Source organism: Citrobacter sp. Cpo069 (assembly GCF_030332785.1).
Classification (GTDB): Bacteria; Pseudomonadota; Gammaproteobacteria; order Enterobacterales; family Enterobacteriaceae; genus Citrobacter; species Citrobacter portucalensis.
Genome location: NZ_JAOWHD010000062.1, coordinates 104,623 through 130,739 on the forward strand (window position 1 = coordinate 104,623; position 26,117 = coordinate 130,739).

22 protein-coding genes are annotated in these 26,117 nt (G+C 49.1%); 6 read left to right on the forward strand and 16 right to left on the reverse strand.

Features of this window, described 5'->3' with window-relative positions:
- Positions 1 to 24: 24 nt before the first annotated feature.
- The 9 genes from OGY08_RS22330 to proB all read right to left on the reverse strand — a co-directional run bounded on the left by OGY08_RS22330 (position 25) and on the right by proB (position 12,136).
- Positions 25 to 1,473 (reverse strand): EAL domain-containing protein, encoded by a 1,449-nt coding sequence (locus OGY08_RS22330; RefSeq protein ID WP_057068506.1) that lies wholly within the window; start codon positions 1,471 to 1,473, stop codon positions 25 to 27.
- Positions 1,474 to 1,990: 517 nt separating this feature from the next.
- On the reverse strand, positions 1,991 to 2,686 hold the full coding sequence (locus OGY08_RS22335) for a fimbrial biogenesis chaperone (protein WP_057068504.1): 696 nt from the start codon (positions 2,684 to 2,686) through the stop codon (positions 1,991 to 1,993).
- On the reverse strand, positions 2,683 to 4,290 hold the full coding sequence (locus OGY08_RS22340; RefSeq protein WP_125363552.1) for a fimbrial adhesin EcpD family protein: 1,608 nt from the start codon (positions 4,288 to 4,290) through the stop codon (positions 2,683 to 2,685). Before OGY08_RS22340 ends, OGY08_RS22335 begins: the two co-directional genes overlap by 4 nt.
- Positions 4,291 to 4,300: 10 nt before the next feature.
- On the reverse strand, positions 4,301 to 6,793 hold the full coding sequence (locus OGY08_RS22345; RefSeq protein WP_125363551.1) for a CS1-pili formation C-terminal domain-containing protein: 2,493 nt from the start codon (positions 6,791 to 6,793) through the stop codon (positions 4,301 to 4,303).
- 58 nt (positions 6,794 to 6,851) lie between these two features.
- Positions 6,852 to 7,529, reverse strand: coding sequence for an EcpB family pilus assembly chaperone (locus OGY08_RS22350; RefSeq protein ID WP_048214867.1), 678 nt, complete (start codon positions 7,527 to 7,529; stop codon positions 6,852 to 6,854).
- 52 nt (positions 7,530 to 7,581) lie between these two features.
- On the reverse strand, positions 7,582 to 8,169 hold the full coding sequence (ecpA, locus tag OGY08_RS22355) for a common pilus major fimbrillin subunit EcpA (RefSeq protein WP_003830835.1): 588 nt from the start codon (positions 8,167 to 8,169) through the stop codon (positions 7,582 to 7,584).
- A 598-nt stretch (positions 8,170 to 8,767) separates the two neighbouring features.
- Positions 8,768 to 9,487: a Crp/Fnr family transcriptional regulator gene (locus tag OGY08_RS22360; protein ID WP_125363550.1), complete on the reverse strand. Its 720-nt coding sequence runs from the start codon at positions 9,485 to 9,487 to the stop codon at positions 8,768 to 8,770.
- Positions 9,488 to 9,770: 283 nt separating this feature from the next.
- Positions 9,771 to 11,021 (reverse strand): glutamate-5-semialdehyde dehydrogenase, encoded by a 1,251-nt coding sequence (gene proA, locus OGY08_RS22365; protein ID WP_125363549.1) that lies wholly within the window; start codon positions 11,019 to 11,021, stop codon positions 9,771 to 9,773.
- Between the two features lie 11 nt (positions 11,022 to 11,032).
- Positions 11,033 to 12,136 carry a glutamate 5-kinase gene (proB, locus tag OGY08_RS22370; RefSeq protein ID WP_003031373.1) on the reverse strand — a complete coding sequence of 368 codons (1,104 nt, stop codon included), beginning with the start codon at positions 12,134 to 12,136 and terminating at the stop codon, positions 11,033 to 11,035.
- Between the two features lie 289 nt (positions 12,137 to 12,425).
- On the opposite strand from proB, the gene phoE reads away from it, so the two are divergent.
- Complete coding sequence (gene phoE / locus OGY08_RS22375) at positions 12,426 to 13,481, forward strand: phosphoporin PhoE (RefSeq protein WP_003830831.1); 1,056 nt, start codon at positions 12,426 to 12,428, stop codon at positions 13,479 to 13,481.
- 56 nt (positions 13,482 to 13,537) lie between these two features.
- Here the strand turns inward: phoE and crl are convergent, their stop codons facing one another.
- From crl to gpt, 3 genes are all read right to left on the reverse strand, one after another.
- Positions 13,538 to 13,939 (reverse strand): sigma factor-binding protein Crl, encoded by a 402-nt coding sequence (gene crl, locus OGY08_RS22380; RefSeq protein ID WP_008783790.1) that lies wholly within the window; start codon positions 13,937 to 13,939, stop codon positions 13,538 to 13,540.
- Positions 13,940 to 13,996: 57 nt separating this feature from the next.
- Entirely contained in the window at positions 13,997 to 15,241 is a 1,245-nt protein-coding gene (gene frsA, locus OGY08_RS22385) for an esterase FrsA (protein WP_048214870.1), read from the reverse strand.
- A 100-nt stretch (positions 15,242 to 15,341) separates the two neighbouring features.
- Positions 15,342 to 15,800 (reverse strand): xanthine phosphoribosyltransferase, encoded by a 459-nt coding sequence (gene gpt, locus OGY08_RS22390; RefSeq protein ID WP_003031380.1) that lies wholly within the window; start codon positions 15,798 to 15,800, stop codon positions 15,342 to 15,344.
- Between the two features lie 261 nt (positions 15,801 to 16,061).
- Between gpt and pepD the strand changes: the two genes are divergently transcribed.
- Positions 16,062 to 17,519, forward strand: coding sequence for a cytosol nonspecific dipeptidase (pepD, locus tag OGY08_RS22395; RefSeq protein ID WP_008783788.1), 1,458 nt, complete (start codon positions 16,062 to 16,064; stop codon positions 17,517 to 17,519).
- Positions 17,520 to 17,670: 151 nt separating this feature from the next.
- On the opposite strand, the gene dinB is transcribed toward pepD, so the two are convergent.
- The gene (dinB, locus tag OGY08_RS22400; protein WP_003830824.1) at positions 17,671 to 18,726 is read right to left on the reverse strand and encodes a DNA polymerase IV; all 1,056 of its coding nucleotides are present in this window, start codon (positions 18,724 to 18,726) and stop codon (positions 17,671 to 17,673) included.
- A gap of 331 nt (positions 18,727 to 19,057) precedes the next feature.
- Here dinB and dpaA point away from each other — a divergent pair, with 331 nt between their 5' ends.
- Positions 19,058 to 19,798, forward strand: a complete 741-nt coding sequence (gene dpaA, locus OGY08_RS22405; RefSeq protein WP_008783787.1) for a peptidoglycan meso-diaminopimelic acid protein amidase — start codon at positions 19,058 to 19,060, stop codon at positions 19,796 to 19,798.
- Here the strand turns inward: dpaA and OGY08_RS22410 are convergent.
- Complete coding sequence (locus OGY08_RS22410) at positions 19,769 to 20,536, reverse strand: class II glutamine amidotransferase (RefSeq protein WP_125363548.1); 768 nt, start codon at positions 20,534 to 20,536, stop codon at positions 19,769 to 19,771. The two genes, dpaA and OGY08_RS22410, sit on opposite strands and share 30 nt — an antisense overlap.
- Positions 20,537 to 20,647: 111 nt before the next feature.
- Positions 20,648 to 21,229: a D-sedoheptulose 7-phosphate isomerase gene (gene lpcA, locus OGY08_RS22415; protein WP_125363547.1), complete on the reverse strand. Its 582-nt coding sequence runs from the start codon at positions 21,227 to 21,229 to the stop codon at positions 20,648 to 20,650.
- Between the two features lie 239 nt (positions 21,230 to 21,468).
- Between lpcA and fadE the strand changes: the two genes are divergently transcribed.
- From fadE to OGY08_RS22430, 3 genes are all read left to right on the forward strand, one after another.
- Positions 21,469 to 23,913, forward strand: a complete 2,445-nt coding sequence (gene fadE, locus OGY08_RS22420) for an acyl-CoA dehydrogenase FadE (RefSeq protein WP_286566620.1) — start codon at positions 21,469 to 21,471, stop codon at positions 23,911 to 23,913.
- Between the two features lie 110 nt (positions 23,914 to 24,023).
- Entirely contained in the window at positions 24,024 to 24,791 is a 768-nt protein-coding gene (locus OGY08_RS22425) for an amidohydrolase (protein ID WP_032942424.1), read from the forward strand.
- Between the two features lie 179 nt (positions 24,792 to 24,970).
- On the forward strand, positions 24,971 to 25,381 hold the full coding sequence (locus OGY08_RS22430; protein WP_003830819.1) for a Spy/CpxP family protein refolding chaperone: 411 nt from the start codon (positions 24,971 to 24,973) through the stop codon (positions 25,379 to 25,381).
- A 15-nt stretch (positions 25,382 to 25,396) separates the two neighbouring features.
- Here the strand turns inward: OGY08_RS22430 and OGY08_RS22435 are convergent, their stop codons facing one another.
- Positions 25,397 to 26,116 (reverse strand): EAL domain-containing protein, encoded by a 720-nt coding sequence (locus OGY08_RS22435; RefSeq protein WP_167820214.1) that lies wholly within the window; start codon positions 26,114 to 26,116, stop codon positions 25,397 to 25,399.
- Between the last annotated feature and the right edge of the window lies 1 nt (position 26,117).

Here is a 26,117-nt window from a genome sequence, read left to right on the forward strand (position 1 = left end):
TGTAAAAACCGTGTCAAAAATGAATTACGTAGATAAAGGTGAATCCGACGCTGATTCAAACAAATCTACAGACTGCTGGTAATACCGGATAAAATCATTAAATGTCACTGGCGGTAGAAACTGATACCCCTGCAGATAGTCAACATTATTTTTTCCCAGCCATTGTTGCTGATAGTCATTTTCAACGCCCTCGGCCACCGTACGTAACCCCAGAAGTCCTGAAAGGTGAGTAATTGACTCGAGCATAGGGATATATTGATCAACCTCTTTAATTTCCTTAATGAAGCTTTTATCAATTTTGATTACATCCAGGTCTAACTCATTGAGATAGCAGAGATTAGCGTATCCAGTACCAAAATCATCCAAAGCGAACAAAACACCTTTATTTCGTAACGAACGAATAAGTTCTTTGATTGCAGGAGTGATCGTGAACGTCTGGTTCTCTGTTATCTCTATCATCAATTTTATCGGCAGACCTTGCGTTATCTCCATAAAATTAAGACATTCCCAATAGAATACGGGATTATTTAAACCTGACGGACTGACATTAAAAGAAACGAACAGTGTTTTATTAATGCTCGCGCCTCCAGAGACAAGATTGCTCGCAACAGCGGTCATTAAATAGCTAGTTAACTCATTGATTAAGCCACTTTTTTCAGCCAATGGAATAAACTCTCGCTGAGAAATAGCATAGTTATGTCCCTGTGGCCAACGAGCCAAGACCTCAACGCCACAAACATCGCCCCTGATATTCACGATGGGTTGAAAATAAGGAATGATCTCCTCATTCCTTATTGCCATACTCAGTCTACTAGTATCCGAAACATCATATGCGTCAGTGTAAACTGTATCCCCACTCACATTATTATTGATTATAGAACCTTCATTTAATAAATTATTTCGGGTTAAAAAGATAACAGTTTCATTAAAATTGGAAAAGCCGAGGCGAGCAGTAATTTTATCTCGATATCGATACACTGACTTAATTGTTAGTGAATTAGCAATACAGAAATCATGCAGTTTTTCTTTTGTGAATGATGAATACAGCATTTCTTCTTCAAATTCAGTCAAGTTAAAAGTAAACATCGGTGAGTCTTTATTGACTTCCACAACTTTGTTAGGTGCCAATAAACTCTCTTTTAATTGAGCGATCAACTGCTCCGACAATTCCCCCCCATTGATAAAGGAATATTCTTCATATCCCCGATTAACAGACAGGGTTTCGCACATCCGCAGAACAATACAGTGTATGTTGATGAACTGTGTACTGTTTCTCTGAAGCCATTTTTTGACCAATAATAATGGCAACCGGTTATCGATCACCAGCAAGCAGGACGGATATTGCGACATAACTGACTGCGTGCCAGAAATAAATGTCCGTGCATCGATCAATACCAGATTTGGTAACCATGCTTTTATTCCTGAAAAAAGGAATGTATCATAACTGAGCAGAAAAATTTTTTTCGTATTCATAGTTATCACCAACTTAAATTTATGGCATAGCAGGTCCCTCGCTCTATTCACGAGAGAATATACAACACCTTCGACCTCCAATAATCATAAGGCGATTCGTGATATAACTTTATCCATAAGCCATATCACGTAAATTCAGAATTTATAATCACAGTTATCCATATGAGTATTCTCATCACACCGTAAGTTCCATTTAAAAATTGAAAAAGAAAAAGCTCCATTTCTTAATCAGTACAAATCCCTTTACTCACTTTCACTTCATTACAAAACAAAAAACTATAAATACAAAATTTACAAAACATATAACTACAGTGACCAACAGAATAACATATTACCGTAGTTTATGCTGACCGACAAACTCAGAGAGGATGTCGTAGATCTTGTATTCATAAACATTTCCGGCAATATGCACGACATATTGTTTCATCGACTCTAAATTTATTGCTACATTTTCTATAGCGAGTGACAGTATAGGTTCAATATATAATCAGGGCATATTGGTTCAGACCCAACACCTCTAATGATTAATTTTTGAGCAACCCTGACCCACGGGTAGGTATTTCTGCAACGCTACGATAAATTTCCGGTTTTTTGTTTTCAACTCACTACTATGCCAGGTTTCCCCCGGTAACACATAACGCATGGTGGCTTCATCATCAGTTGAGTGACACCCCTGGTGTACGATAATTTTGAAAAAAGTATTCCCTGTGTTTTTCAACGTCCCGTTTATCTCATCAATGGTGTAGGCCAGGTTCATTTTCCTCGGACGAACGACCAATATGGTATCCATAGCGATCACCGGGAGAGCCTGTCCGCCTTTCCCTTGATTACGCTCGGTAAACAGCGTTATCGGCATTTCACGAAACAGTATTCGGTAATAGCGTTCTTTATCATCCTGCGGGCCACGATAGAAAATCTTAAAAAACTCACTTGCCTGCGGTGCCAGTGAAAAACGGAGCGGAGTAAACAAAAGTTCGCCTTCGGCAATAGCACTTCTGTTTTCACCTCCCGGTCCCGGTTTATCTATTTTAACTGCGCTAATACTGTACACGTTCTGTTTCTGGCTATCGTTATAGATTCGTTTACTGATAAATGATTTATCCGATGGCATCTCATAAATAGTCGACTCCAGATAGACTGCCTGTGCGGAGAACACCGCCAGCCCGGAAAGCAAGGCCAATATCCATCTTAGCGCCAAACGGCAGTGGCTCATGGCGTCACTCCCACCCAGTTCGCCGTCACTTTGATCTCTCCGCTGGCACTGACAACACCTTCCCAATCCGCCCCAGAAACGGTCAACATCGAACGCGAATCATTCATTGGGAAAAGCAATTTCAAATCAGTCGCAAAGTAGCTTCCATCATCTGTATTATTTGCGTCCCAGGGCGTCTGTTGCCATTGCGCATCTCTCATGCTGATTGCCGCTTCACTGCAGCTATTTCGTTTTTGCACCACGCCCCCCGACTCACTGTTGTATTGCAGAAAGGCGGGAATTGGGACGGATAACCCGCCTTGCGCAGACGTAAACAGGCAGTAAGGCACATTGTTTATCGTCGTACTTTCCCCAATAACTTGTGCGGTAATGCTATCAGCCTGACGAGGCCCCGAGACCGTCACGGTGTAATCCATTTCAATCGGAGCGGTCTCGCCAATTGTGCCGCTGCCGCTTGCCGAGGTGCTGTTATCCGATGAGATAATACTGATCCCATATTCCTTTGGCACAATATTGAGCTGTAGCGAAGGAGTAAACTGGTAATACCCCGACTCTGGCGTCACGCTATTTGTAAAAGCAAATGTAAATGGTTGGCTGTTGGTGATACTGACGCCACTGTCCACCATATTTTTCAGGAATGTTTTCGACAAAAAAACATAGACATACTCGCCACCATTACTAAAAACATTATAATAAATCGACGTCGAGCTAAAATTAGTCCAGGATTGACCATCACCAGAATATTTAATTGTGGCAGCTGCCGGTGTAAAACCAAGCAAACCGCTATCCGCATACATGCGAATACGTAGTGAAGCCGTCAAGTTGCTGGTTTGATTTAAATTGTATGAAATCATCTTACAGATAACGCCATCTTCACGACTGACCACACCCAGCTCACAATAACCACTGTCTTTAGTGATGCTCGGCGTACCATCACTGGCAACCCATAACTCCTGAAATGCATTGGTAGAAACCAAAGATAAATGACCTATTTTATTTAATGTATAAGGTCTGATATACCAATTACCGCTGCTCTGGTCTTTACAACGTTGCCCAGCCGCATAATCATAGTCAATCGTGGTTCGACAAAAATTAAGGTTATATGTCTCTGCGCTTCCGACCGACATATTGCGAAAGTATTCATACGCCGAGTCTGTCAGCGATGCAAAACCATAATATCCACCGGCTATCCCGGATCCGGTTGCTTTGGTGTGATAAAAACCAAATTGATCGGTTAGCTCGGCAGCAATATAGCCAGATGCAGGGCAATTAGCACCAGTGGTGCAACGAATACCCCGGAATGGTTCACTGATTGGCGAATTATCAATCCACATATCTTTATAATATGAGGTATTGGCTATCCAACCAACGATACCCATATATCCCAGGCTATCCTGGTCGTTTCCATATTTTACCCAGGTGTTCGACCCACTAATGCGAGGATCGAGAGAGGACGGGGTAATAAAGTATTCGTTATCAACATTGTTTTCTATAAACAAATAGTTGTTGTTGACCGCCGCCTGAGTGGAAGCCGAGAGCGCCCAGGCGGATGGAGATAACGCGGCAAAGACACAGCCGAGAATAAGGGAAAGAGATTTATTCATTATTAATACCTTATCGTTGTGCCATCGTGGTTTGCGTTGCACATTTCACATCGCCAACCCACGCAGCGCCGCGTGCTTTTTCCAGATCCAGATCGGCTTCACATACCCTGCCATTGGCAGAAATTAACGTAATAACCGGATACTTTTTATCAATATCGATAGCAAACTCACCTTTTGCATCCGTACGTGTTTTACCGATGTGGTTATGAATATCGGTATTTGCAGCCAACTGTCCATCGGGATAACGAATGCGACCGAATACGGTGACCATGCTTTTCACTTCAGGGTTGATAACTCCCACGTTACCCGGATATAGCGTCAGCTCCTGTTTGCGTCCTGAAACAATATCGAAGCTGTCCTCAGAGTTTTTATCATTAAGGATTTCCAGCTTGTACTGAGCATAGGGCGGCAGTGCAATGAAATTTGATTTACCGCTGAGAAGATAATTGCGGTTATTAATCTTCGCAGCCAGTTTCCCTTCGCCGGTGAAATCTGTTTTCACAATGATGCCAGAACGCTGCCTCTCTTTACTCAGACCGAAGTCTTTACCTGCCCATGCCAAAGAGCCTTGAGAAGAAAAGTTCATATTGGTGGAGTTATCAGCAGAACGTGTTACCGATACGGTGCCAGCGTTATATTTCGTGTCATAACTTAGATTGCCGTTTACCGAATAATTATTGTCATAATGCTGTTCACCGCTCAGACGCGTTGATGCAGATAATCCGACCGATTTAATCGGTCCTTCAGCATACTGTTTTCGTGCACTGAGGTTACCCTGGGTGCTGCCATAGCGATCTCGGGAGACGCCCATGCTCAACCAGGTCGCCAACGGCAACGATAAGTCCAGGCTGACATAACGTTCCTGTCGCCCATCGTCATTTCGGTTGTTGTAGTAATAACGCTGAATTCCTGCACGTAACCCAATAGTGGCATACCTGCCTGAATAAAGGGTCGTGTTGTAATCCAGATTACGGTATTTATTGCCTGAGTAACGATTCTCCGTCTGACTAACGGTGAGTGAACCACCATGAGGAATAAACTTTCCGAGGTTAAGAGTTCCGCCTATGGAATAGTTATCACGCTCCTGCATAGGCAAGCGATCGCCAATTTTACTGTCTTCACGAGATGCCCAAAGGGAACCATATCCCTCAGGGACATTGAGATTAATGTTACTGATGTTTCGCCATGATGAATCGTTCGCTACCAACATCTGATTGCCAATACTGACGTATTCATTCACATTCAGCGTGACATCCGTTTCATTAACCGCATTGTTGTCAAAACCGTAGATCGTTGATTTCAGGCCCAGCCCCGACAATATCGTCAGAGTCGCCGATGCGGCCCCCCCGGCAATCCAGGTCTGCTCATTACCCAAATCCTGATAATGATTTCGCTTATAACTCACACGGTCATAATCCAGTGAGCCCCCAAACAGTTGCCACGAGAGCTGATCAATCCCGGCAACTTGTTGGCGGGCAAAGATTTTATTAACCCTGCTGATACGACTATTAATTGTCCGGCCATTGACCACGATATCTACCGTGACGTCATAAACACCATACGGAAAACGACTGGTATCAATTTCATAACTGCCCATATTAAAGTTCTGGACGCTGAGCAAACGCCCATCACGGAAGACATGAACCTCGCCTGCGGCTGGCAAAAATACGGTAATCGGCGTGAGTGAAAGCGCGGTATTCTCAACAACCGTACTTCCTTTGTTTCCGTAGCTCACACCGTAAATTTTCCCGCCATTCAGCGCATTCAGGCTGGCGATAGACTGGACATTCCAGGTGTCGAGCATCCCGAGCGCCAGTCGATAACCGTCATAATCACGCTCATACATCGCACGATAGAGTTTACTGGTGCCGTTGCTGTCGCCGATGCCGTAAAACGAACCGTTAATGTTGATATGGTGCTCACGCAGCGATATTGTGTTGTCCACCGTCAGATAGCTGCGGGTACTGCTGCCATTATGATAATCGTTGTAGTAGGTACCAAAGTTATAGTTCAGGACGTTAGAGAGAGACTCCACGCTGGAAGGTCCAAGCAGGCTACTGCGTGCGACAATCGCCTCAGTTAACGCATCTTTGCTGACAATCATCTCCAGGTGAAATGAAGAAACGTTGAGCTGCAGGCGTGCATTGTCCGATAGCTCGATACTGGTGTTATCGTGAAATTTCACATCACGAATTTTTTCTACCAACGCACGAGTTTTTCCTGATAACACGGCATTATTGGGCAATTCAGCAAGAGTCAGTGCTTTAACTGTAATATTGCCATCAACAAGCGAAATCACCGCATCGGCAATTTTTTGCTGACTTTTCTCATCAGTCTCGTTGTAACGTATATATACCGGCACCGTCATTCCCTGCTCCAGTGAACGGGCGAAAGCGCTGGGAATAACGTAATTACCCACTTTTACTGGGGCTGCATGTGAAGTTCCTGGTGTCAGCGCAAGAAAAAGACAAATGCTACCGCCAACAATATATGTTGTTGTCATATGCATCCTTACAATCCGGTATTTTTATTTATCCCGTACAGATGGCTGCTATTGACCATCACTTCACTGTAATAAACTGCTTACCGTGCCAGATACCGATGCGTGAGCGGCTATTACTAATGTCGGTGAACTGCAGTTTTATTTTTGTACCTGGCATAATGTAATAACGTTCACGACAGCCCCGTCCCTGATCGCGAGCATTATCTTTGCAAGCTCCATAGGCGATTACTCGAAATGAAACATTGCCAGTATTGCTAATAACATCACCATTACGGTTATATTCAAAACGCTCTTTTCGCGGCGCAACGACCAAAATCGTGCCAATTTCTGCTGACGCTGTCGCAACAGCCAATTTATTGGCCCTGGTTTCCGCGCTCTCGGTGACCGGCTCATCTATCCATTGCAGACGATAATAACGCTCGATATCATCAATTGGCCCTTTATAAAAGAAGCGAAAAACATCCTTTGCCTGACCAGGCAGAATTAGATTGGCAGGCGTAGAGAGTAATTCCCCGGAATTAACGGGTTTTATTTCGACTCCGCCCGCTAAAGGTGATGACAGTTTTTTTACCGATACGCTGACATAACGAGCCGAGTCTGTCGTATTAGTAATTTCTTTCGATAATGAACTCTCAGCAGAAGTCATTATCGACGTGATATCACCAACGTTAATTGCCCAGCTGGAAAAAGAGATTACCAACCCTACCAACATTGCTGCCGGTAAATATTTATTCATGACACCATTCCTGATAAATTCGGGAGAATTTCTCCTCCCGAAATTTTATTTCTTAGGCGGACGGAGTCGTCCAGGTTGCATTGAACTGTACTTTTACATCACCAGTCCAATAGCCGTCTGGCAGTGCAGAGTAATCCGTTACCGGCGTGCTACCATCAGAAGTCGCAGACGCAATGGTGAATTTGAAGTTGGATTGATCGCTGACGCGGTCAGCACCGTTGTAAGCGCCATCAGCCATCAGGCTTTCAAGACCAGAAGTCGAGCTGGAATTTACCAGGACAGTATCTGATGAATTAGTCAACGCGGTGCCATTCCATGCCACCCCTACGTTCAGGGTAGACGCATCGCCACTGGCGTTGGTCAGAGTATTGCTAATAATCTGAGCGGTCAGTTCAAAATCAGTTGCCGTTTCCTGGCCCTGAATAGTCACATCAAACGCGCCATCCTGGGAGTTGAAGCCATTCAGACCTTCCGCATACTGGAAAGTCAAAGAGTTCAGCGGAGTGACGACCAACATGCTGGTGGTATCTTTTGTTGCCGTCGCGTCCCACGAGGCCGTTGCAGAAGCAGTGACATCTGCCATTGCATTTGCCGCAACAAATACAGACGCCAGAGAGGTCACTAATAATAATTTTTTCATTTTTATCTTCTCCTAAGAACAAACTCACCACCGAGTCTTATTATTAAGTCACTCCAGCGGTTCCATTAATTGCGAGCCAGAATTGCCGCGCCCAAAAATTATCATTTGAATTAAGTAACATCTCAACAAACCCTGAAACGCAAAAATTACAAAAAGACTAAGAATTTTCCCACTAAAACGATAATCTAAGAAGTTTCCTAAGTTTAATTTACTTAAATAACACCATGAACCAGAACTATCACCCAAATAAATAAGACAAATCAAACAATTCATCTTTTTTATGTTTTTGATAAATATCAAAAAGATCATACAAATACCACGAGAGCAAAACCCTTACAAAACATAAAGATAATTAACACCTCCATAGTTTCTCTATAATGCTTATTATTTGTTGCAATTATGCTAAATTTTTAACGCCGCAAGAAAATTCTCATGATATATCCATTTGCGAGGGAATATTCTTATAAAAAAATCATTCACCTACAGAAACTACATTCTAATTGATAATTATTTGACAAAATTAAAACCAGGAATTTTCCATATAAAATGAATATTCCTGGCTTATCAGGAGAGATAATGATTATCGTTAAATAGAAAATTAGATAAAACGTTTTAAACCAAGATAACTATTAATAGTTACGGTACGTACCCTATGTAAGGTAATCAAATTCTGCTGTTCAAGTGATTTTAATGAGCGGCTAACGGTTTCAATTTTAAGATCGAGATAACTGGCAATTTCCTCCCGAGAAAATGGCAAGTGAAGCGTCGTTTCTGGCCTGCCAATACGTAAATGCATCTCGTAAAACTCTACCAGAAAAGCAGCGATCCTGGCCTCAGCATGTTTATTCGCATAGCGCCGCAGTTTTTCAACAATGAATCCATTGTCCCTGCAGAGAAACTTGATGACTGCGGCAGCAACCGATGGATCCTTTTCTGCTACTTTGAACAACCGCGCAATATCGATATGACATACCTCCGCAGCCGTTGCCGCCTTAATCGTTGTCAGGTACTTCCCCCCTTCGACAGCATCCAGCGCCATGATATCTCCCGGAACATAAAAGCGGCTGATAAAAACGTTATCGCCACATTCCACGCTGGACTTGCAGTACCCCTCATGGATAACAAAAAGCATATCCGCGGTTTCATCCTGCCGAGCGAGTATCTCCCCAGCTTTAAACCGCCTTCTTTTGTCTATTAATTTGTATTGATTATCACGGTCAATCGCCGCTCCCTTTGGGCACAGCGAACAATGACGGGGAGGAAACGGGTTGCCAAGCGGCACAACAGGAATGCTAAGTTTGTGAATATCCGATTTCACGCAACAACTCCTCATAAAAAATGAGACTGATTCTAATAGATCGAACCATAGGAACAATACGTGAACGGCAGACCAGGAAAATTCATGCTGGCAGGGAAAATTCTGTGATACGTCGCCTTTCGGGCGCTGGTGAGAGCATAGGTCAAAAACAGACTGATGCGGATGATGTTAAAACGCAGGATAGAAAAATAAATGCGGCAGCGAAGTGAAGGTTAGAATTAAGCGGGAGATGCCTTAATAGCTTTAAAATTAAGAGCGCTATTATGGCATCGCCCGTTTTCAATTACGCCCGGACCGTGTCGTCACCGAAGCCAATCCACTTATATGTGGTCAGTGCTTCCAGCCCCATTGGGCCACGCGCGTGCAGTTTTTGCGTGCTCACCGCCACTTCCGCACCCAATCCGAACTGGCCGCCATCGGTAAAACGAGTAGAGGCGTTTACATACACGGCAGAAGAGTCCACTTCATTCACGAAACGGTTGGCGTTGCTGAGCGTGCGCGTCAGTATGGCGTCCGAGTGCTGGGTACCGTGTTCGCGAATATGGGCGATAGCACCATCCATATTTTCGACCACCACAACGTTCAGATCCAGAGACAGAAACTCGTTATCCAGCTCTTCCGGTTTTAGTGGCACCAGTTTGGCAGGGCCATGCAGAACTTGCATCACGATTTCATCACCGTGCAGCGTAACACCGCTATCCGCCATCTTTTGGCTTAACGCAGGCAGGAAACACTCAGCAATATCCTGATGCACCAGCAGAGTTTCTACAGTGTTACAGGTGCTTGGACGCTGGGTTTTGGCGTTAACGATAATCTTCAGGGCCGGGGCGATCTCCGCGGTATCATCAACATAAATATGGCATACGCCAATACCGCCGGTGATGACCGGGATGGTCGACTGCTCACGGCACAGCTTATGCAGACCCGCGCCACCGCGAGGGATCAGCATATCGATGTACTTATCCATCCGCAGCATTTCAGCGACCAACGCGCGGTCCGGGTTATCAATTGACTGTACGGCAGCCGCGGGTAAACCGCAGGCTTTCAGCGCCTTTTGGATAACAGCCACGGTGGCGGCGTTGGTCCGGTAGGTCTCTTTCCCACCGCGCAGAATCACCGCATTGCCGGTTTTCAGGCACAGGGAGGCAACGTCAACGGTGACGTTTGGACGCGCTTCATAAATCACGCCAATCACGCCCAGCGGGACGCGACGACGCTCCAGACGCAGACCGCTATCCAGCAGGCCGCCGTCAATCACCTGCCCTACCGGGTCGGCAAGATTACAGACCTGGCGCACATCGTCAGCAATCGCTTTCAGACGCGCCGGCGTCAGCGCCAGGCGGTCGAGCATCGCTTCGCTCAGGCCGTTGGCTCGCGCCTGCTCAACATCTTGTATGTTCGCGCTGAGGATGCTTTCCGTTTGCGCTTCCAGCTCATCAGCAATGGTTTCCAGTACGCGATTTTTTTCGCGACTGGAGAGCAGCGCCAGCTTGTATGACGCGGCTTTGGCAGCAATGCCCATTTGTTCCAGCATATGCCTGTTCCTTAACGGGTGATCATGTCGTCGCGATGGACAGCAACCGGACCGTATTCATAGCCCAGGATGGTGTCGATCTGTTGTGAGTGATGTCCGGCAATACGGCGCAGCGCGTCGCTGTTATAGCGGGTGACGCCATGGGCAATATCGCGCCCTTCGAGATTGCAGATGCGGATCACTTCACCACGAGAAAAGTTACCTGTCACGCTTTTAATGCCTTTTGGCAGTAATGAGCTGCCGCGTTCCAGAATTGCTGCGGTCGCGCCCTCATCGACGGTAATCTCCCCGGCAGGCGGCGCGCCAAAGATCCAGCGTTTACGGTTCTCCAGCGGAGAGGCCTGAGCATGAAAACGCGTCCCAACGGAAACGCCTTCCATCACGTCGCCAATCACGCCCGGCTTGCTGCCTGCGGCAATAATGGTGTCGATCCCGGCGCGGCACGCGACATCGGCTGCCTGCAGTTTTGTTCCCATCCCGCCGGTTCCCAGACCCGAGACGCTATCCCCGGCAATGGCGCGCAGCGCATCATCAATACCGTGCACGTCTTTAATCAGCTCAGCCTGCGGGTTGGTGCGTGGATCGGCGGTGAACAGCCCCTGCTGATCGGTCAACAGCAGCAGCTTATCGGCTCCAGCCAGAATTGCCGCCAGCGCGGAGAGGTTGTCGTTATCGCCGACTTTAATCTCGGCGGTCGCTACGGCGTCATTCTCATTAATGACAGGAACAATGTTGTTATCCAGCAGCGCGCGGAGCGTATCGCGGGCATTGAGGAAGCGCTCTCTGTCTTCCATATCTGCACGCGTCAGCAGCATCTGCCCGATATGAATACCGTAAATCGAGAATAGCTGTTCCCACAGTTGAATCAGTCGGCTCTGCCCGACCGCCGCCAACAGCTGTTTCGAAGCTATCGTTGCCGGGAGCTCCGGGTAACCAAGATGCTCACGTCCGGCGGCAATTGCACCAGAGGTAACGATAACAATACGATGCCCTGCGGCATGGAGCTGCGCGCACTGGCGAACCAGTTCTACGATGTGGGCGCGGTTCAGGCGGCGGGATCCGCCCGTTAACACACTGGTGCCAAGTTTTACCACCAGCGTCTGGCTGTCACTCATGATTCTCTGCCATTCAAAATTGGGGAAAATGATATCAAACGAACGTTTTAGCAGGACTGGCCCCGGTTGCCAACAGCCAACGCACAAAGCATGAAATTTTATTGCGCAGGATCAGCAAGCGTAGCGGCAGATTTTGACGCATTTATTACAGAAACATAAAAACACTCTTTTTTAAAAATATTCTTACTTTGTCATAAAACGTTCATTGCCAGACGTTAAAAACCCTCCTGTCTTTTAACGGGGATCACACCCAGTGAATATTAGCGCGTACTTTTAATCAGGAATGAAAATGAAAAAGAGCACTCTGGCATTAGTGGTGATGGGAATTGTTGCGTCGGCATCCGTACAGGCAGCGGAAGTGTATAACAAGAACGGTAATAAACTGGATCTGTACGGCAAAGTAAAAGCCATGCATTACATGACAGATTATGACAGCAAAGATGGCGACCAAAGCTATATCCGTTTAGGTTTTAAAGGCGAAACGCAAATTAACGATCAACTAACCGGTTATGGTCGTTGGGAAGCAGAGTTTGCCGGCAATAAAGCTGAAAGCGACTCAAACCAACAAAAAACACGTCTGGCCTTCGCCGGTGTGAAATTAAAAGATTTTGGCTCGTTTGATTATGGTCGTAACCTGGGCGCGCTGTATGACGTGGAAGCCTGGACCGATATGTTCCCGGAATTTGGTGGCGACTCCTCCGCACAGACCGATAACTTTATGACCAAACGCGCCAGCGGTCTGGCAACTTACCGTAACACCGACTTCTTCGGCGTCGTGGATGGCCTGGATCTGACCCTGCAATACCAGGGTAAAAACCAGGATCGCGATGTGAAAAAACAGAACGGCGACGGTTTTGGTACTTCTGTTACCTATGACTTTGGCGGCAGCGATTTCGCGGTGAGCGGCGCTTATACCAACTCCGATCGTACCAACCAGCAAAATCTGCAAACTCGCGGTACGGGTGATAAAGCTGAAGCCTGGGCAACCGGCTTAAAATATGATGCTAACGATATTTATATTGCGACGTTCTATTCTGAAACACGCAACATGACGCCAATTTCCGGCGGCTTCGCCAATAAAACACAGAACTTCGAAGCGGTTGTTCAGTACCAGTTTGACTTTGGTCTGCGTCCGTCACTGGGTTATGTGCTTTCTAAAGGGAAAGATATTGAAGGCGTCGGCAATGAAGACCTGGTGAATTATATCGACGTGGGCGCAACGTATTATTTCAACAAAAATATGTCCGCGTTTGTTGATTATAAAATCAACCAGTTGGATAGCGATAATAAACTGGGCATCAACGATGATGACATCGTTGCTGTCGGTATGGTCTACCAGTTCTGATATAGCATAAAAAATGCCGGATGGGGTTGCGCCGCCATCCGGCATTTTACTGTTCATTATGCCGTTAACTTAACCGGTTCATCCTTAAAGTCGTCAGCAGGTTCCAGCGCCAGATTCAGCGTCGTCAACAAGCCACGTAATTTTTCATGGAATTCACGTAAGGTGTATTCCAGTCGCTCTACCACTTCAGTCTCTTTCACCGGCACCGCCGTCCAGTTACCGTCTTTATCAAACAAACCAAACTGATAGCTGTACGTGAAACGTTTTTCCTGCGCCTCCAGTTCCATCCACCAGCCCCAGAACTCGCGTTTCTCAGGGGCGGGTTTCACGTTGACGCAAACAGCCAGACAATCGAAAAAAAATCGATTATCTTCGCACTGCCCTTCCCGGATATACGGGCCAAGCGCGGTGAATTTCTTGATCAATCTACTTTTCGGATGCCCACTCGGTAACGTCATTACGATCTCCTTAGGTGAAGCACCTGTTTTACCAAATCGCTAAAATTTAGCAAACTTTTAACACAATCTCTGATTGATCCAACCGGTTATTTCCTGCAGCCCTTTGTCAAAATTGCGATACACCGGGTTGAAGGGGATCTCCAGTAGCTTACCGTCTGAAGATGAAGATGTGATTAAACGTGACTCTTCTTCCGGGCTAAACGGATCGTTCTTCCAGAAGCCCGAAAGCATTGGCGTCGGGCAGCGTCGACCCAGCAGGCCCTGCACTTTTAATGAATAGCGATTAAGCTCAACGCGCAGCGCTTCATCGGAAGCGTCATGCATCCCCAGGCGGCTGGCCAGAACGTCAAGATACATTTCCGGGACGCTTGCCTGACGCTGCGGATCGCTCAGCAGCGCATGCACGACCGGCCCCAGACAGGCCACCGCCTTCAGCCGTGATGATTCCAGATACGCCAGGCGTACCGCCACGTTAGCGCCAAAGCGGAAACCGAAGGCCGCCACGCGGGTGTGATCCACCCAGGGAACATTAGGCAGCGCTTTTAATACATGCTGATGCAGCAGGCTGGAATCCTGAGTCAGTTTCCATTTTGACGAGAAACCAACCGACGGCATATCCAGCGTCAGCATGGCTATACCCCGTGGGGCAAAATAGCGCTCATACAGGGTGTAGTAATCCGTTTGCATGGAATCGAGGCCACCACACATCAGCACCGTCGGGAACGGACCGTCACCTTTTGGCATATGTAAGAAGCCGGTGATCGGCGCGCCGCCAGCGACGGGAAACTCCATCTCACGCAGCGTGCCCGGCAATCGCTGTGCGGCCTCTTCATAGGCACGATTCGCCAAAGCCTGTGCCTGCTCTGCCAGCTCATCGCCTTTCAGGTGTGGGTAAGCGGCAATGTTGTACAACGTAGACGCATGCAGCCAGTGGCGTCCGCTCACCTGCGGATCCTCTTCCATAGACGCTTTCTGTTGCCAGTCCATCGCCTGCTTCGCCCACTCATAGATCCAGTTCCCACCGCGATAGCCGATAACCGTATCGTAGAGTTCTTTATCTGTACGCTCGGCTTCGCTCATCACGATACGTGCCTGCACCTCAAGGATTTCGCGCGGGTCGACGCCGCGCCAGATCCACATCAGGCGATTCACCATGCGATACCAGTGCGGAATGGTTTTGCCATCCAGGGCAGATTGTACGGACGGCTGCGCGCCGTGATTAAAACGACGAACCAGTGTTGACGTTTCAGGGTGTTTGAAGCGGGGTTTAAACAGGACTTCGCTGAGGTTAGCCTGTGACATGATTGCAGCCTCCATGAGTACTCACTAAGGCATAGTGTAACCTGACACAGCACAAAAAGAACAACGCCCGGCAGTTGCCAGGCGTTGAAAACTTTTTAGATTAGCGACCAGAGATCGGCGGGACGAACACTACGCCCATATCCCACGGCTGCTCAATCCAGGTATCCTGAGGGATATCAACAACATAATCATTCACCAGCGGGCGACCAGCCGGCTTAGCGAAGATAGTGACGAAATGCGCTTTAGGATACATTTCGCGGATCGCAACGGCGGTACCACCGGTGTCAACCAGGTCATCGATTACGATGAAACCTTCACCGTCGCCTTCGGCACGCTTCAGCACTTTCAGTTCGCGCTGGTTGTCGTGATCGTAGCTGGAGATGCATACGGTATCGACATGACGAATACCCAATTCACGCGCCAGCAATGCGCCCGGCACCAGACCACCACGGCTAACGGCAATAATGCCTTTCCATTGTTCAGAAGGCATCAGGCGGCTTGCCAGTTTACGTGCATGGATCTGCAACATGTCCCAGGTGACGACGTATTTTTCGCTCATGTGAAGTGTCCCAGCCTGTTTATCTACGGCTTAAAAAGTGTTCGAGGGGGAAATAGGTTGCGCGAGATTATAGAGATCTGACGCACTAAAAACCAGTGTTTCGCGGAATCCGCGCCTCTTTTTGCATGCTTTATGCTAGCCGTCAGCGGAGAAAGTGGTATTCTCAATCGCATCGCGCAAGCCTGACTTGTGGTGTTTTTAATTCTGCTAACCCCGTGGCCTGCAAGCAAGTTTTGTAGGACATCGCCAAGGAGACTCAACGTGTCTGAACTGTCTCAATTATCCCCGCAACCGCTATGGGATATTTTTGCCAAAATCTGTTCTATTCCTCATCCGTCCTATCATGAAGAGCAGCTCGCTGAACACATTCTGAGCTGGGCCCAAGAGAAAGGTTTCCACGTCGAGCGCGATCAAGTCGGTAATATCCTGATTCGCAAACCCGCTACCGCAGGCATGGAAAACCGCAAGCCGGTCGTTCTGCAGGCGCACCTGGATATGGTCCCGCAGAAAAACAACGACACCGTGCATGACTTCACTAAAGATCCTATCCAGCCTTATATTGACGGCGAATGGGTGAAAGCCCGTGGCACCACGCTGGGTGCGGATAACGGCATCGGTATGGCGTCTGCGCTGGCCGTTCTGGCTGATGACAGCGTGGTACACGGTCCGCTGGAAGTTCTGCTGACCATGACTGAAGAAGCGGGTATGGATGGCGCGTTTGGTCTGCAGGCTAACTGGCTGCAGGCAGATATCCTGATCAACACCGACTCTGAAGAAGAAGGTGAGATCTACATGGGTTGCGCAGGCGGTATCGACTTTACCTCTAACCTGCCGCTGTCCCGTGAAGCAATCCCGGCTGGCTTCCAGAGCTTTAAGCTGACGTTAAAAGGCCTGAAAGGTGGTCACTCCGGCGGCGAAATCCACGTGGGTCTCGGTAACGCGAACAAACTGCTGGTACGCTTCCTGGCGGGCCACGCTGAAGAGCTGGATCTGCGTCTGGTTGATTTCAACGGCGGTACGCTGCGTAACGCGATTCCGCGTGAAGCCTTTGCCACCCTCGCCGTGGCTGCAGATAAAGTTGATGCGTTAAAAGCGCTGGTCAACACCTATCAGGAAATCCTGAAAAACGAACTGGAAGCCAAAGAGAAGAACCTGGCTCTGCTGCTGGATGCCGTAACTCAAGACAAAGCCGCGCTGACCGCTCAGTCTCGCGACAGCTTTGTGCGTCTGCTGAACGCCACCCCGAACGGCGTAATCCGCAACTCTGACGTCGCCAAAGGCGTGGTTGAGACCTCTCTGAACGTCGGCGTTGTCACCATGACTGACGACAACGTTGAAATTCACTGCCTGATCCGTTCCCTGATCGACAGCGGTAAAGACTACGTGGTGAGCATGCTGGATTCACTGGGTAAACTGGCTGGCGCGAAAACCCAGGCAAAAGGCGGATACCCAGGCTGGCAGCCGGATGCTAACTCTCCGGTTATGCACCTGGTTCGTGAAACCTATCAGCGTCTGTTCAACAAAACGCCGAATATCCAGATCATCCACGCTGGTCTGGAATGTGGTCTGTTCAAGAAACCGTATCCAGATATGGACATGGTTTCCATCGGGCCAACTATCACCGGTCCGCACTCCCCGGATGAGCAGGTTCATATAGAAAGCGTCGGCCATTACTGGACGCTGCTGACTGAACTGCTGAAGTCTATTCCGGCGAAGTAAGATTCTGCGCTAAATGCCGGATGACGCTACGTTTATCTGGCCTACATGCTGATTTGTAGGCCGGATAAAGTTGTTACGTAGCCATCTGGCCTGCACGCTGGTTTGTAGGCCGGATAAGGCGTTTACGCCGACATCCGGCAATTGTTCTGAGTCACAGCCCCAACAGTAGCTGTCTTTCCATTTGTGGATCCAGCAGCGTGACGTGTAACCCCACCAGCCTGACACCTCGCCCTCCCCTACGCTCGTCCCAGGTCTTGCGCGCTGTCGTAATTAAGTCATCTTTATTTAAGCGCGGCCAGACGTGCTCCTGCGTAGTCTGCTGAAAATCATTAAACTTGAGTTTTATCCCCTGGCGAGCGATCAGCAGATCCGGCTTTACCTTTGCCAGACGCCGTTCCAGTTCAGGATAGAGCCGTTCAATTATCGCCTCACACTCCGACCACTCGTGAATATCTTCCGCCAGCGTACGCTCCACGCCGACGGATTTACGCAGCCTGTCGTTGTTGACGTCCCGTTCGTCAATCCCTTGACTGCGCTCCCACAGCACGCGACCAAACTTGCCGAAGCGTTTGAGCAGCATTGCCAGGTCGTATTTTTGAACATCTTCGCAGGTACGTAATCCCATTGATTCCAGCTTAGCGGCGGAGACTTTGCCAACGCCGGGAATTTTGCCTAACGGCAATGTTCTGAGAAATTCAGGAACATCGGCAGGGGTAATCACATATTGCCCATTGGGTTTGTTGAGATCGGAAGCTATTTTTGCCAGAAATTTTACCGGCGCAATTCCGGCAGAGGCGGTTAACTGTAACTCGTTAAAAATTGTCTGGCGGATTTCCTGAGCGATCAGCGTAGCTGAGCCGTGGCAGTGGGTGCTGTCGGTCACATCCAGATAGGCTTCATCCAGCGAAAGTGGTTCTATCAGCGAGGTATAGCGGGAGAAAATAGCCTGAATCTGGCGGGAGGCTTCTTTATAGGCCTCGTAACGACCAGGTAATAAAGTGAGATGCGGACACAGCTTTAATGCCATTCCCGTTGGCATTGCGCTACGCACGCCAAATTTGCGCGCCGGGTAATTGGCCGTGCTGATGACCCCCCGACGTTCTCGACTGCCGCCAATAGCAATGGGAATATCACGCAGGGCGGGGTTGTCGCGCATTTCCACCGCCGCGAAAAAGCAGTCCATATCGACATGTATGATTTTACGCATCGTTTGTCTCCCACATCACTGTTTAAGTATACAGTATTTTTATGTTGTGAGAAGTCTGGTTGTACCTAATGCTGGGCCGTTCCAGACCCATTATCCATCCAGCACGAATAAGACCCAATGAAGCGCAGTAACCAGCAAAATACGCCAGTGTCTGACTGCCTTTAAGCGCAATTTTCCGTATAAAGAAAAACTAAAGTGTAAACGCCGCACGAGAGACTTGCGAAAAACTCTCTTGGTGCTAATGTGAGCGCTCCAGATCCAGATTTATCCGATTTGGGGATTCTTTTTGCCGTCCTGGCGTGTGTGATCGTTTTATCAAGGAATAAGCAGTATGCGTAAAATCGCATTTTTTCTTGCGATGCTTTTATTGCCGTGCGTTTCATTTGCCGGTTTGCTGAGCAGCAGCAGCCCGACTACGCCTGTCAGCAAAGAATATAAGCAGCAATTAATGGGCTCCCCCGTTTATATCCAGATCTTCAAAGAAGAGCGAACCTTGGATCTGTACGTCAAGATGGGCGAACAGTATCAATTGCTCGACAGTTATAAGATCTGTAATTATTCCGGTGGCTTAGGTCCGAAGCAGCGTCAGGGTGATTTCAAAAGTCCGGAAGGGTTTTACAGCGTTCAGCGTGGACAGCTGAAACCAGATAGTCGCTTCTATAAAGCGATTAACATTGGTTTCCCTAATGCCTATGACCGCGCACACGGTTATGAAGGTAAGTACCTGATGATCCACGGTGCCTGTGTTTCCGTCGGCTGCTACGCAATGACCGACAACGGCATTGATGAGATTTTCCAGTTTGTGACCGGTGCTCTGGTGTTCGGGCAGTCCAGCGTACAGGTTAGCATTTACCCGTTCCGCATGACCGATGCCAACATGCAACGCCATAAGTTCTCGTATTACAAAGATTTCTGGGCCCAGTTAAAGCCGGGATACGATTACTTTGAACAAACACGTAAACCACCGACCGTTTCTGTCGTCAATGGTCGTTACGTCGTCAGCAAGCCGTTGAGTCACGAAGTGGTTCAGCCGCAACTGGCATCAAACTACACGCTCCCCGAGACAAAATAATGCCCACTCGCCTGGCATAATCTTTTGCCAGGTTTCATTGCCGGTTAACGGTTGAGTGGCAATCACGGTGACCACATCATTGGGTGTGGTCTCTGAACTAAAATCGATTTCCACATCCTGATCCAGCAATGTCGCCACGCCAAACGGCGCACGACGCGTGATCCAAAACAGGTTGGTCGAACAAAAGGCCATCACATAGCGTCCGTCAGACAACAGCATGTTGAAGACGCCCTTCTCCCGCAGCTGTCCTGCCAGCATTGCGATATATTTAAACACTGCCGTCATATTGCCCGGCGTGCGCGGATAACGCTCCGTCAGCTTGTGGAGCAGCCAGCAGAAAGCTTTTTCGCTGTCGGTTTCCCCGACCGGGCGGAAATTTCCGGTTTCCAGCGATTTATAGCCACTGAGCTGTCCATTATGAGCATAGGTCCAGTTGCGTCCCCACAATTCGCGGGTAAAGGGATGGGTATTTTCCAACGCCACTTCGCCACGGTTCGCCTGACGAATATGGGCAATCACGGAACAGGATTTGATGGGGTAGTCTTGTACCAGTTTGGCGATAGGCGAATTAAAGCTGGGTTGCGGATCTTTAAATGTACGGCAGCCCTTACCTTCATAAAACGTAATACCCCAGCCGTCTTTGTGCGGCCCAGTCCCTCCGCCGCGCTGAACCAGCCCGGTGAAGCTAAAGCAGATATCGGTTGGCACATTGGCGCTCATCCCGAGCAGTTCGCACATACATCACCTACCTTAAAACCGTGAACTGCCTGATGGCGCTGCGCTTATCAGGCCTACGTGGCGCTCATGTAGGCCGGATAAGGCTTTAGCCACCATCCGGCAATCGTCTTCTTATGGTTTAACCATCTCTTTTTCGATCAGCTGGATCAGGATATGGATCACTTTGATATGAATTTCCTGAATACGGTCAGCGTAGCCAAAGTGCGGCACGCGAATTTCGATATCCGCGCTGCCCGCCATTTTTCCGCCATCTTTACCGGTCAGGGTGATCACTTTCATCCCTTTCTCACGCGCTGCGGAAATCGCTTTAATTACGTTACCGGAATTACCCGAAGTCGAGATACCTAACAGGACATCACCTTCACGACCCACGGCTTCTACGTAGCGAGAGAACACATAATCGTAACCGAAATCGTTGCTGACGCAGGAGATATGGCTGACGTCAGAGATAGCGATCGCCGGATAACCAGGACGGTTTTCACGATAGCGTCCGGTCAGCTCTTCGGCAAAGTGCATCGCGTCACAATGGGAACCGCCGTTACCGCAAGAAAGCACCTTACCGCCCGCTTTAAAGCTGTCTGCCAACAGAACCGCCGCGCGCTGAATGGCGTGAATATTGGCGTCATCTTTAAGAAAATTAGCCAGCGTTTCCGCCGCTTCGCTCAGTTCGTTACGAATAAGATCCTGGTACATGAGGATATCCTTCAGCATGAATGTAAATGACAAGACGCAGTGTACCGGATAGCGCTACCAGCGAGAAGTCCAAGCCACAGGAATGGCTGTCGCTTTTGATTTTTTGTGCCGGTTAAAACAGCAACAATGTGAGCTTTGTTGTAATTATTTTGTAAACACATTGCTAAAAGAATTTACATCCACTACAAACATATCATCACAAGTGGTCAGACCTCCTACAAGCAAGGGAGCTTTTCGTTATGATGATTTTGAGTATTATCGCTACGGTTGTTCTGCTCAGCGTTCTGTTTTATCACCGCGTGAGCTTATTCCTCAGCAGTTTAATTTTGCTCGCCTGGACGGCTGCGCTTGGCGTGGCTGGCCTGTGGTCAGTCTGGCTGCTGGTTCCTCTGGCCATTATCCTCGTGCCGTTTAACTTTACGCCGATGCGCAAATCCATGATCTCTGCGCTGGTGTTCCGCGGCTTCCGTAAAGTCATGCCACCGATGTCGCGTACTGAGAAAGAAGCGATTGATGCCGGTACAACCTGGTGGGAAGGTGACCTGTTCCAGGGCAAGCCTGACTGGAAAAAACTGCATAACTATCCTCAACCGCATCTGACCGCTGAAGAACAAGCGTTTATTGATGGTCCAGTGGAAGAAGCGTGCCGCATGGCGAACGACTTCCAGATCACTCACGAACTCGCGGATCTGCCGCCGGAACTGTGGGCATATCTGAAAGAACACCGCTTCTTCGCGATGATCATTAAGAAAGAGTACGGCGGGCTGGAATTCTCAGCATATGCTCAGGCTCGCGTTCTGCAGAAACTCTCCGGCGTTTCCGGGATCCTGGCGATCACCGTTGGCGTACCTAACTCATTAGGCCCAGGCGAACTGCTGCAACATTACGGCACCGAAGAGCAGAAAAATCATTACCTGCCGCGTCTGGCTCGCGGTCAGGAGATCCCATGCTTTGCTCTGACCAGCCCGGAAGCAGGCTCCGACGCAGGGGCGATCCCTGATACCGGCGTGGTTTGTATGGGTGACTGGCAGGGCCAACAGGTGCTGGGTATGCGCCTGACCTGGAACAAACGTTATATTACGCTGGCCCCTATCGCCACGGTACTGGGTCTGGCATTTAAACTCTCTGATCCGGAAAAACTGCTGGGTGGTGAAGAAGATCTCGGTATAACCTGTGCGCTGATCCCAACCTCAACGCCGGGTGTACAAATTGGGCGTCGTCACTTCCCGCTGAACGTGCCGTTCCAGAACGGTCCGACCCTCGGTAAAGATGTGTTTGTACCGATTGATTACATCATCGGTGGTCCGAAAATGGCCGGTCAGGGCTGGCGCATGCTGGTGGAATGTCTGTCTGTAGGACGTGGTATTACCCTGCCGTCTAACTCGACGGGCGGCGTGAAATCGGTCGCAATGGCCACCGGCGCGTATGCGCACATTCGTCGCCAGTTCAAAATCTCCATCGGCAAGATGGAAGGTATTGAAGAGCCGTTGGCACGTATTGCCGGTAACGCATACGTGATGGACGCTGCGGCATCACTGATTACCTACGGCATTATGCTGGGTGAAAAACCGGCGGTGCTGTCGGCTATCGTGAAATATCACTGTACCCACCGCGGGCAGCAGTCAATCATCGATGCTATGGATATCACTGGCGGTAAAGGCATTATGCTTGGCGAAAGCAACTTCCTCGCCCGCGCTTATCAAGGTGCGCCAATCGCCATTACCGTTGAAGGTGCCAACATTCTGACCCGTAGCATGATGATCTTCGGTCAGGGTGCGATTCGCTGCCATCCGTATGTTCTGGAAGAGATGGCTGCGGCACAGAGTAACGATGTGAATGCGTTCGACAAGCTGCTGTTCAAACACATCGGTCACGTTGGCAGTAACAAAGTGCGCAGCTTCTGGCTTGGTCTGACGCGTGGCTTAACCAGCAGCACGCCAACCGGCGATGCGACCAAACGTTACTACCAGCACCTGAACCGCTTGAGCGCCAACCTGGCCCTGCTTTCAGATGTGTCCATGGCCGTACTGGGCGGTAGCCTGAAGCGCCGCGAACGTATCTCCGCGCGTCTGGGCGATGTGTTAAGTCAGCTGTATCTGGCCTCTGCGGTACTGAAACGTTATGACGATGAAGGCCGTAATGAAGCGGACCTGCCGTTGGTTCACTGGGGAGTTCAGGATGCGTTGTACAAAGCGGAACAGGCGATGGACGATCTGCTGAAAAACTTCCCGAACCGTCTGGTCGCGGGCTTGCTGAACGTGGTTATCTTCCCGACCGGTCGCCACTACGACGCACCGTCTGACAAGCTGGACCATAAAGTCGCGAAGATTTTGCAGGTTCCAAGTGCTACTCGTTCTCGTATTGGTCGCGGTCAATATCTGACGCCAAGCGAGCATAACCCGGTTGGTTTGCTGGAAGAGGCGCTGCTGGATGTCATTGCAGCCGACCCTATCCACCAGCGGATCTGTAAAGAGTTGGGTAAAAACCTGCCATTTACCCGTCTCGACGAACTGGCGCACAATGCGCTGGCGAAAGGGCTGATTGATAAAGATGAAGCCGCGATTCTGGTGAAAGCCGAAGCGAGCCGCCTGCGCAGTATCAACGTGGATGACTTTGAACCCGAGGAGCTGGCGACTCAGCCGGTAAAGCTGCCAGAGAAAGTGCGTAAAGTCGAAGCCGCATAACGATATACGCACAACGTTTAGCCCCGCTTAATGCGGGGCTTTTTATTGCCACATTTTCATTAATGCTCATGCTACAGTGTCAAAATGTTGTTCAACGAGGAGCCTCGATCGTGCCTGGTTTGAAAATTACTCTGCTGCAACAACCCTTGATCTGGATGGATGGCCCGGCCAACCTGCGCCATTTTGACCGACAACTGGAAACCGTCGCCGGACGTGATGTCATCGTGTTGCCCGAGATGTTTACCAGCGGATTTGCCATGGAAGCGGCAAATAAATCGTTGCCGCAAGAAGAAGTCGTAAGCTGGATGCGCGTCAAGGCGCAACAGACCAACGCCCTGATCGCGGGCAGCGCTGCTATCCAGTCTGAACGCGGCCCGGTAAACCGCTTTTTTCTGGTTGAGCCAGAAGGTAATGTGCATTTCTACGACAAGCGCCATCTGTTCCGCATGGCGGATGAGCATCAGCATTACCAGGCGGGTGACGCGCGCGTTATTGTTGAATGGCGCGGCTGGCGCATTCTGCCGTTGGTCTGTTATGACCTGCGTTTTCCGGTATGGTCGCGCAATCGCAACGATTACGACCTGGCGTTGTATGTTGCCAATTGGCCTGCGCCGCGTTCGCTGCACTGGCAGCTTCTGCTTGCCGCACGGGCGATTGAGAACCAGGCTTATGTAGCAGGATGTAACCGCGTGGGCACAGACGGTAACGGGCATCATTATCGCGGTGACAGCCGGGTGATTAATCCGCAGGGTGAGATTATTGCCACCGCCGAGCCGCATCAGGCCACACGCATTGACGCCGAACTGTCACTCTCAGCGCTGCGCGAGTATCGCGAGAAGTTTCCCGCCTGGCAGGACGCCGACCCGTTCACGCTATAACTATCGCCTTCACTCCCGCTGCACTACGTTTCTTGTGGCGGGATTGTTTCACTCCGTAACCAACCGCAAAACAAATTCGCGTGGCGACATGCGGCGGGCATCGTATTCTGCAAAGGATAATCACTCGTAACCAGCGAGTGGCAGACAATGTCGATAATTTCCTTATCAGGATTTCAATAATGAAGAACTTCTTACGCATGACTTTGCTGGCGGCTACCTTAGCGGGCGCTTCTTTTAGTACGCTTGCAGCAAACGTATCCAATGTTCCTGCTCCAGCTCAGGACCCGGTCGTTCAGCATCTTAAGCTGACCAACGACCAGGTGGCGCAGATTAAAAAACTGCACCAGCAGCTTGAAACCAACGTAAGCCAGATTTCGGTGAAAGATGTTAAAGACGGCGCGTTGATTGACGTCATCAAGTCCGGGAAATGGGATGAAGCTGCCGTTCAGAAACAGCTTTCAGCGTTCAGCAACATCGAACAGCAGGCGCGTTATTATCGCGTAAAATACTATTTTGACCTGAACAAAGTGCTGACCCCAGAACAGCGCCAGCAGGTGCAAAAAGATATCGCACAGACGCTGAGCGAGTAATTGTCAGAGCCTGAGTCAGCAATGATTCAGGCTTTTCGGTAAAATTTCCTGCTCAAACAGAAAGCCCTGTACAGCATCTGCGCCGCTCATACGGCAAATGGCATAATCCTGTGGCGTTTCTACTCCCTCAATGACAACCCGTTCACCCAGCCCACGAAATTGATTGACCAGAACCCTCAACTGCCACTCCGATGTTCTGAACTGATGAAACATTCCACTTTCAATTTTGATGGCATCGAAACGGATGCCCGACAGCCGCCAGACAAAAAATAGCTCAGGCGAAACATCATCCAGCCACACGCGAAACCCGTGACGTACCAGCGTTTTTACGGCAATGCATACGGCCTGCTGCTCTGCCTTATCCAGGCGCATCATGGAGCCCGGATCCTGAATTTCAATAACAATCCTCCCCTGATGCACCTGCTTTGTGAGACGTGTGATCCATGACAGACTGGTCAGCATCCTGACGGATAAATTCAGCGAATAGCTTCCAGAGAGGGCCAGCACCCGCTGCATTTGCCATAGAAAAAGCTGCTGTTTTGCCGCAATGGAAAGGTGCTTGAAAAACAGATCCAGTGGGAGCGGTGTGCGTACCTGGCTTAACACCTCACAGACATCCAGCGATGCGTCATCAAAAAAATGAATGCGCTGCAAACGGATCCCGGTGATCCGCAGCAGCTCGGCGTTGCGGGGAAGTTCTGGCACATAACGGGCCTGTTCGCTGAAACTGTTCATA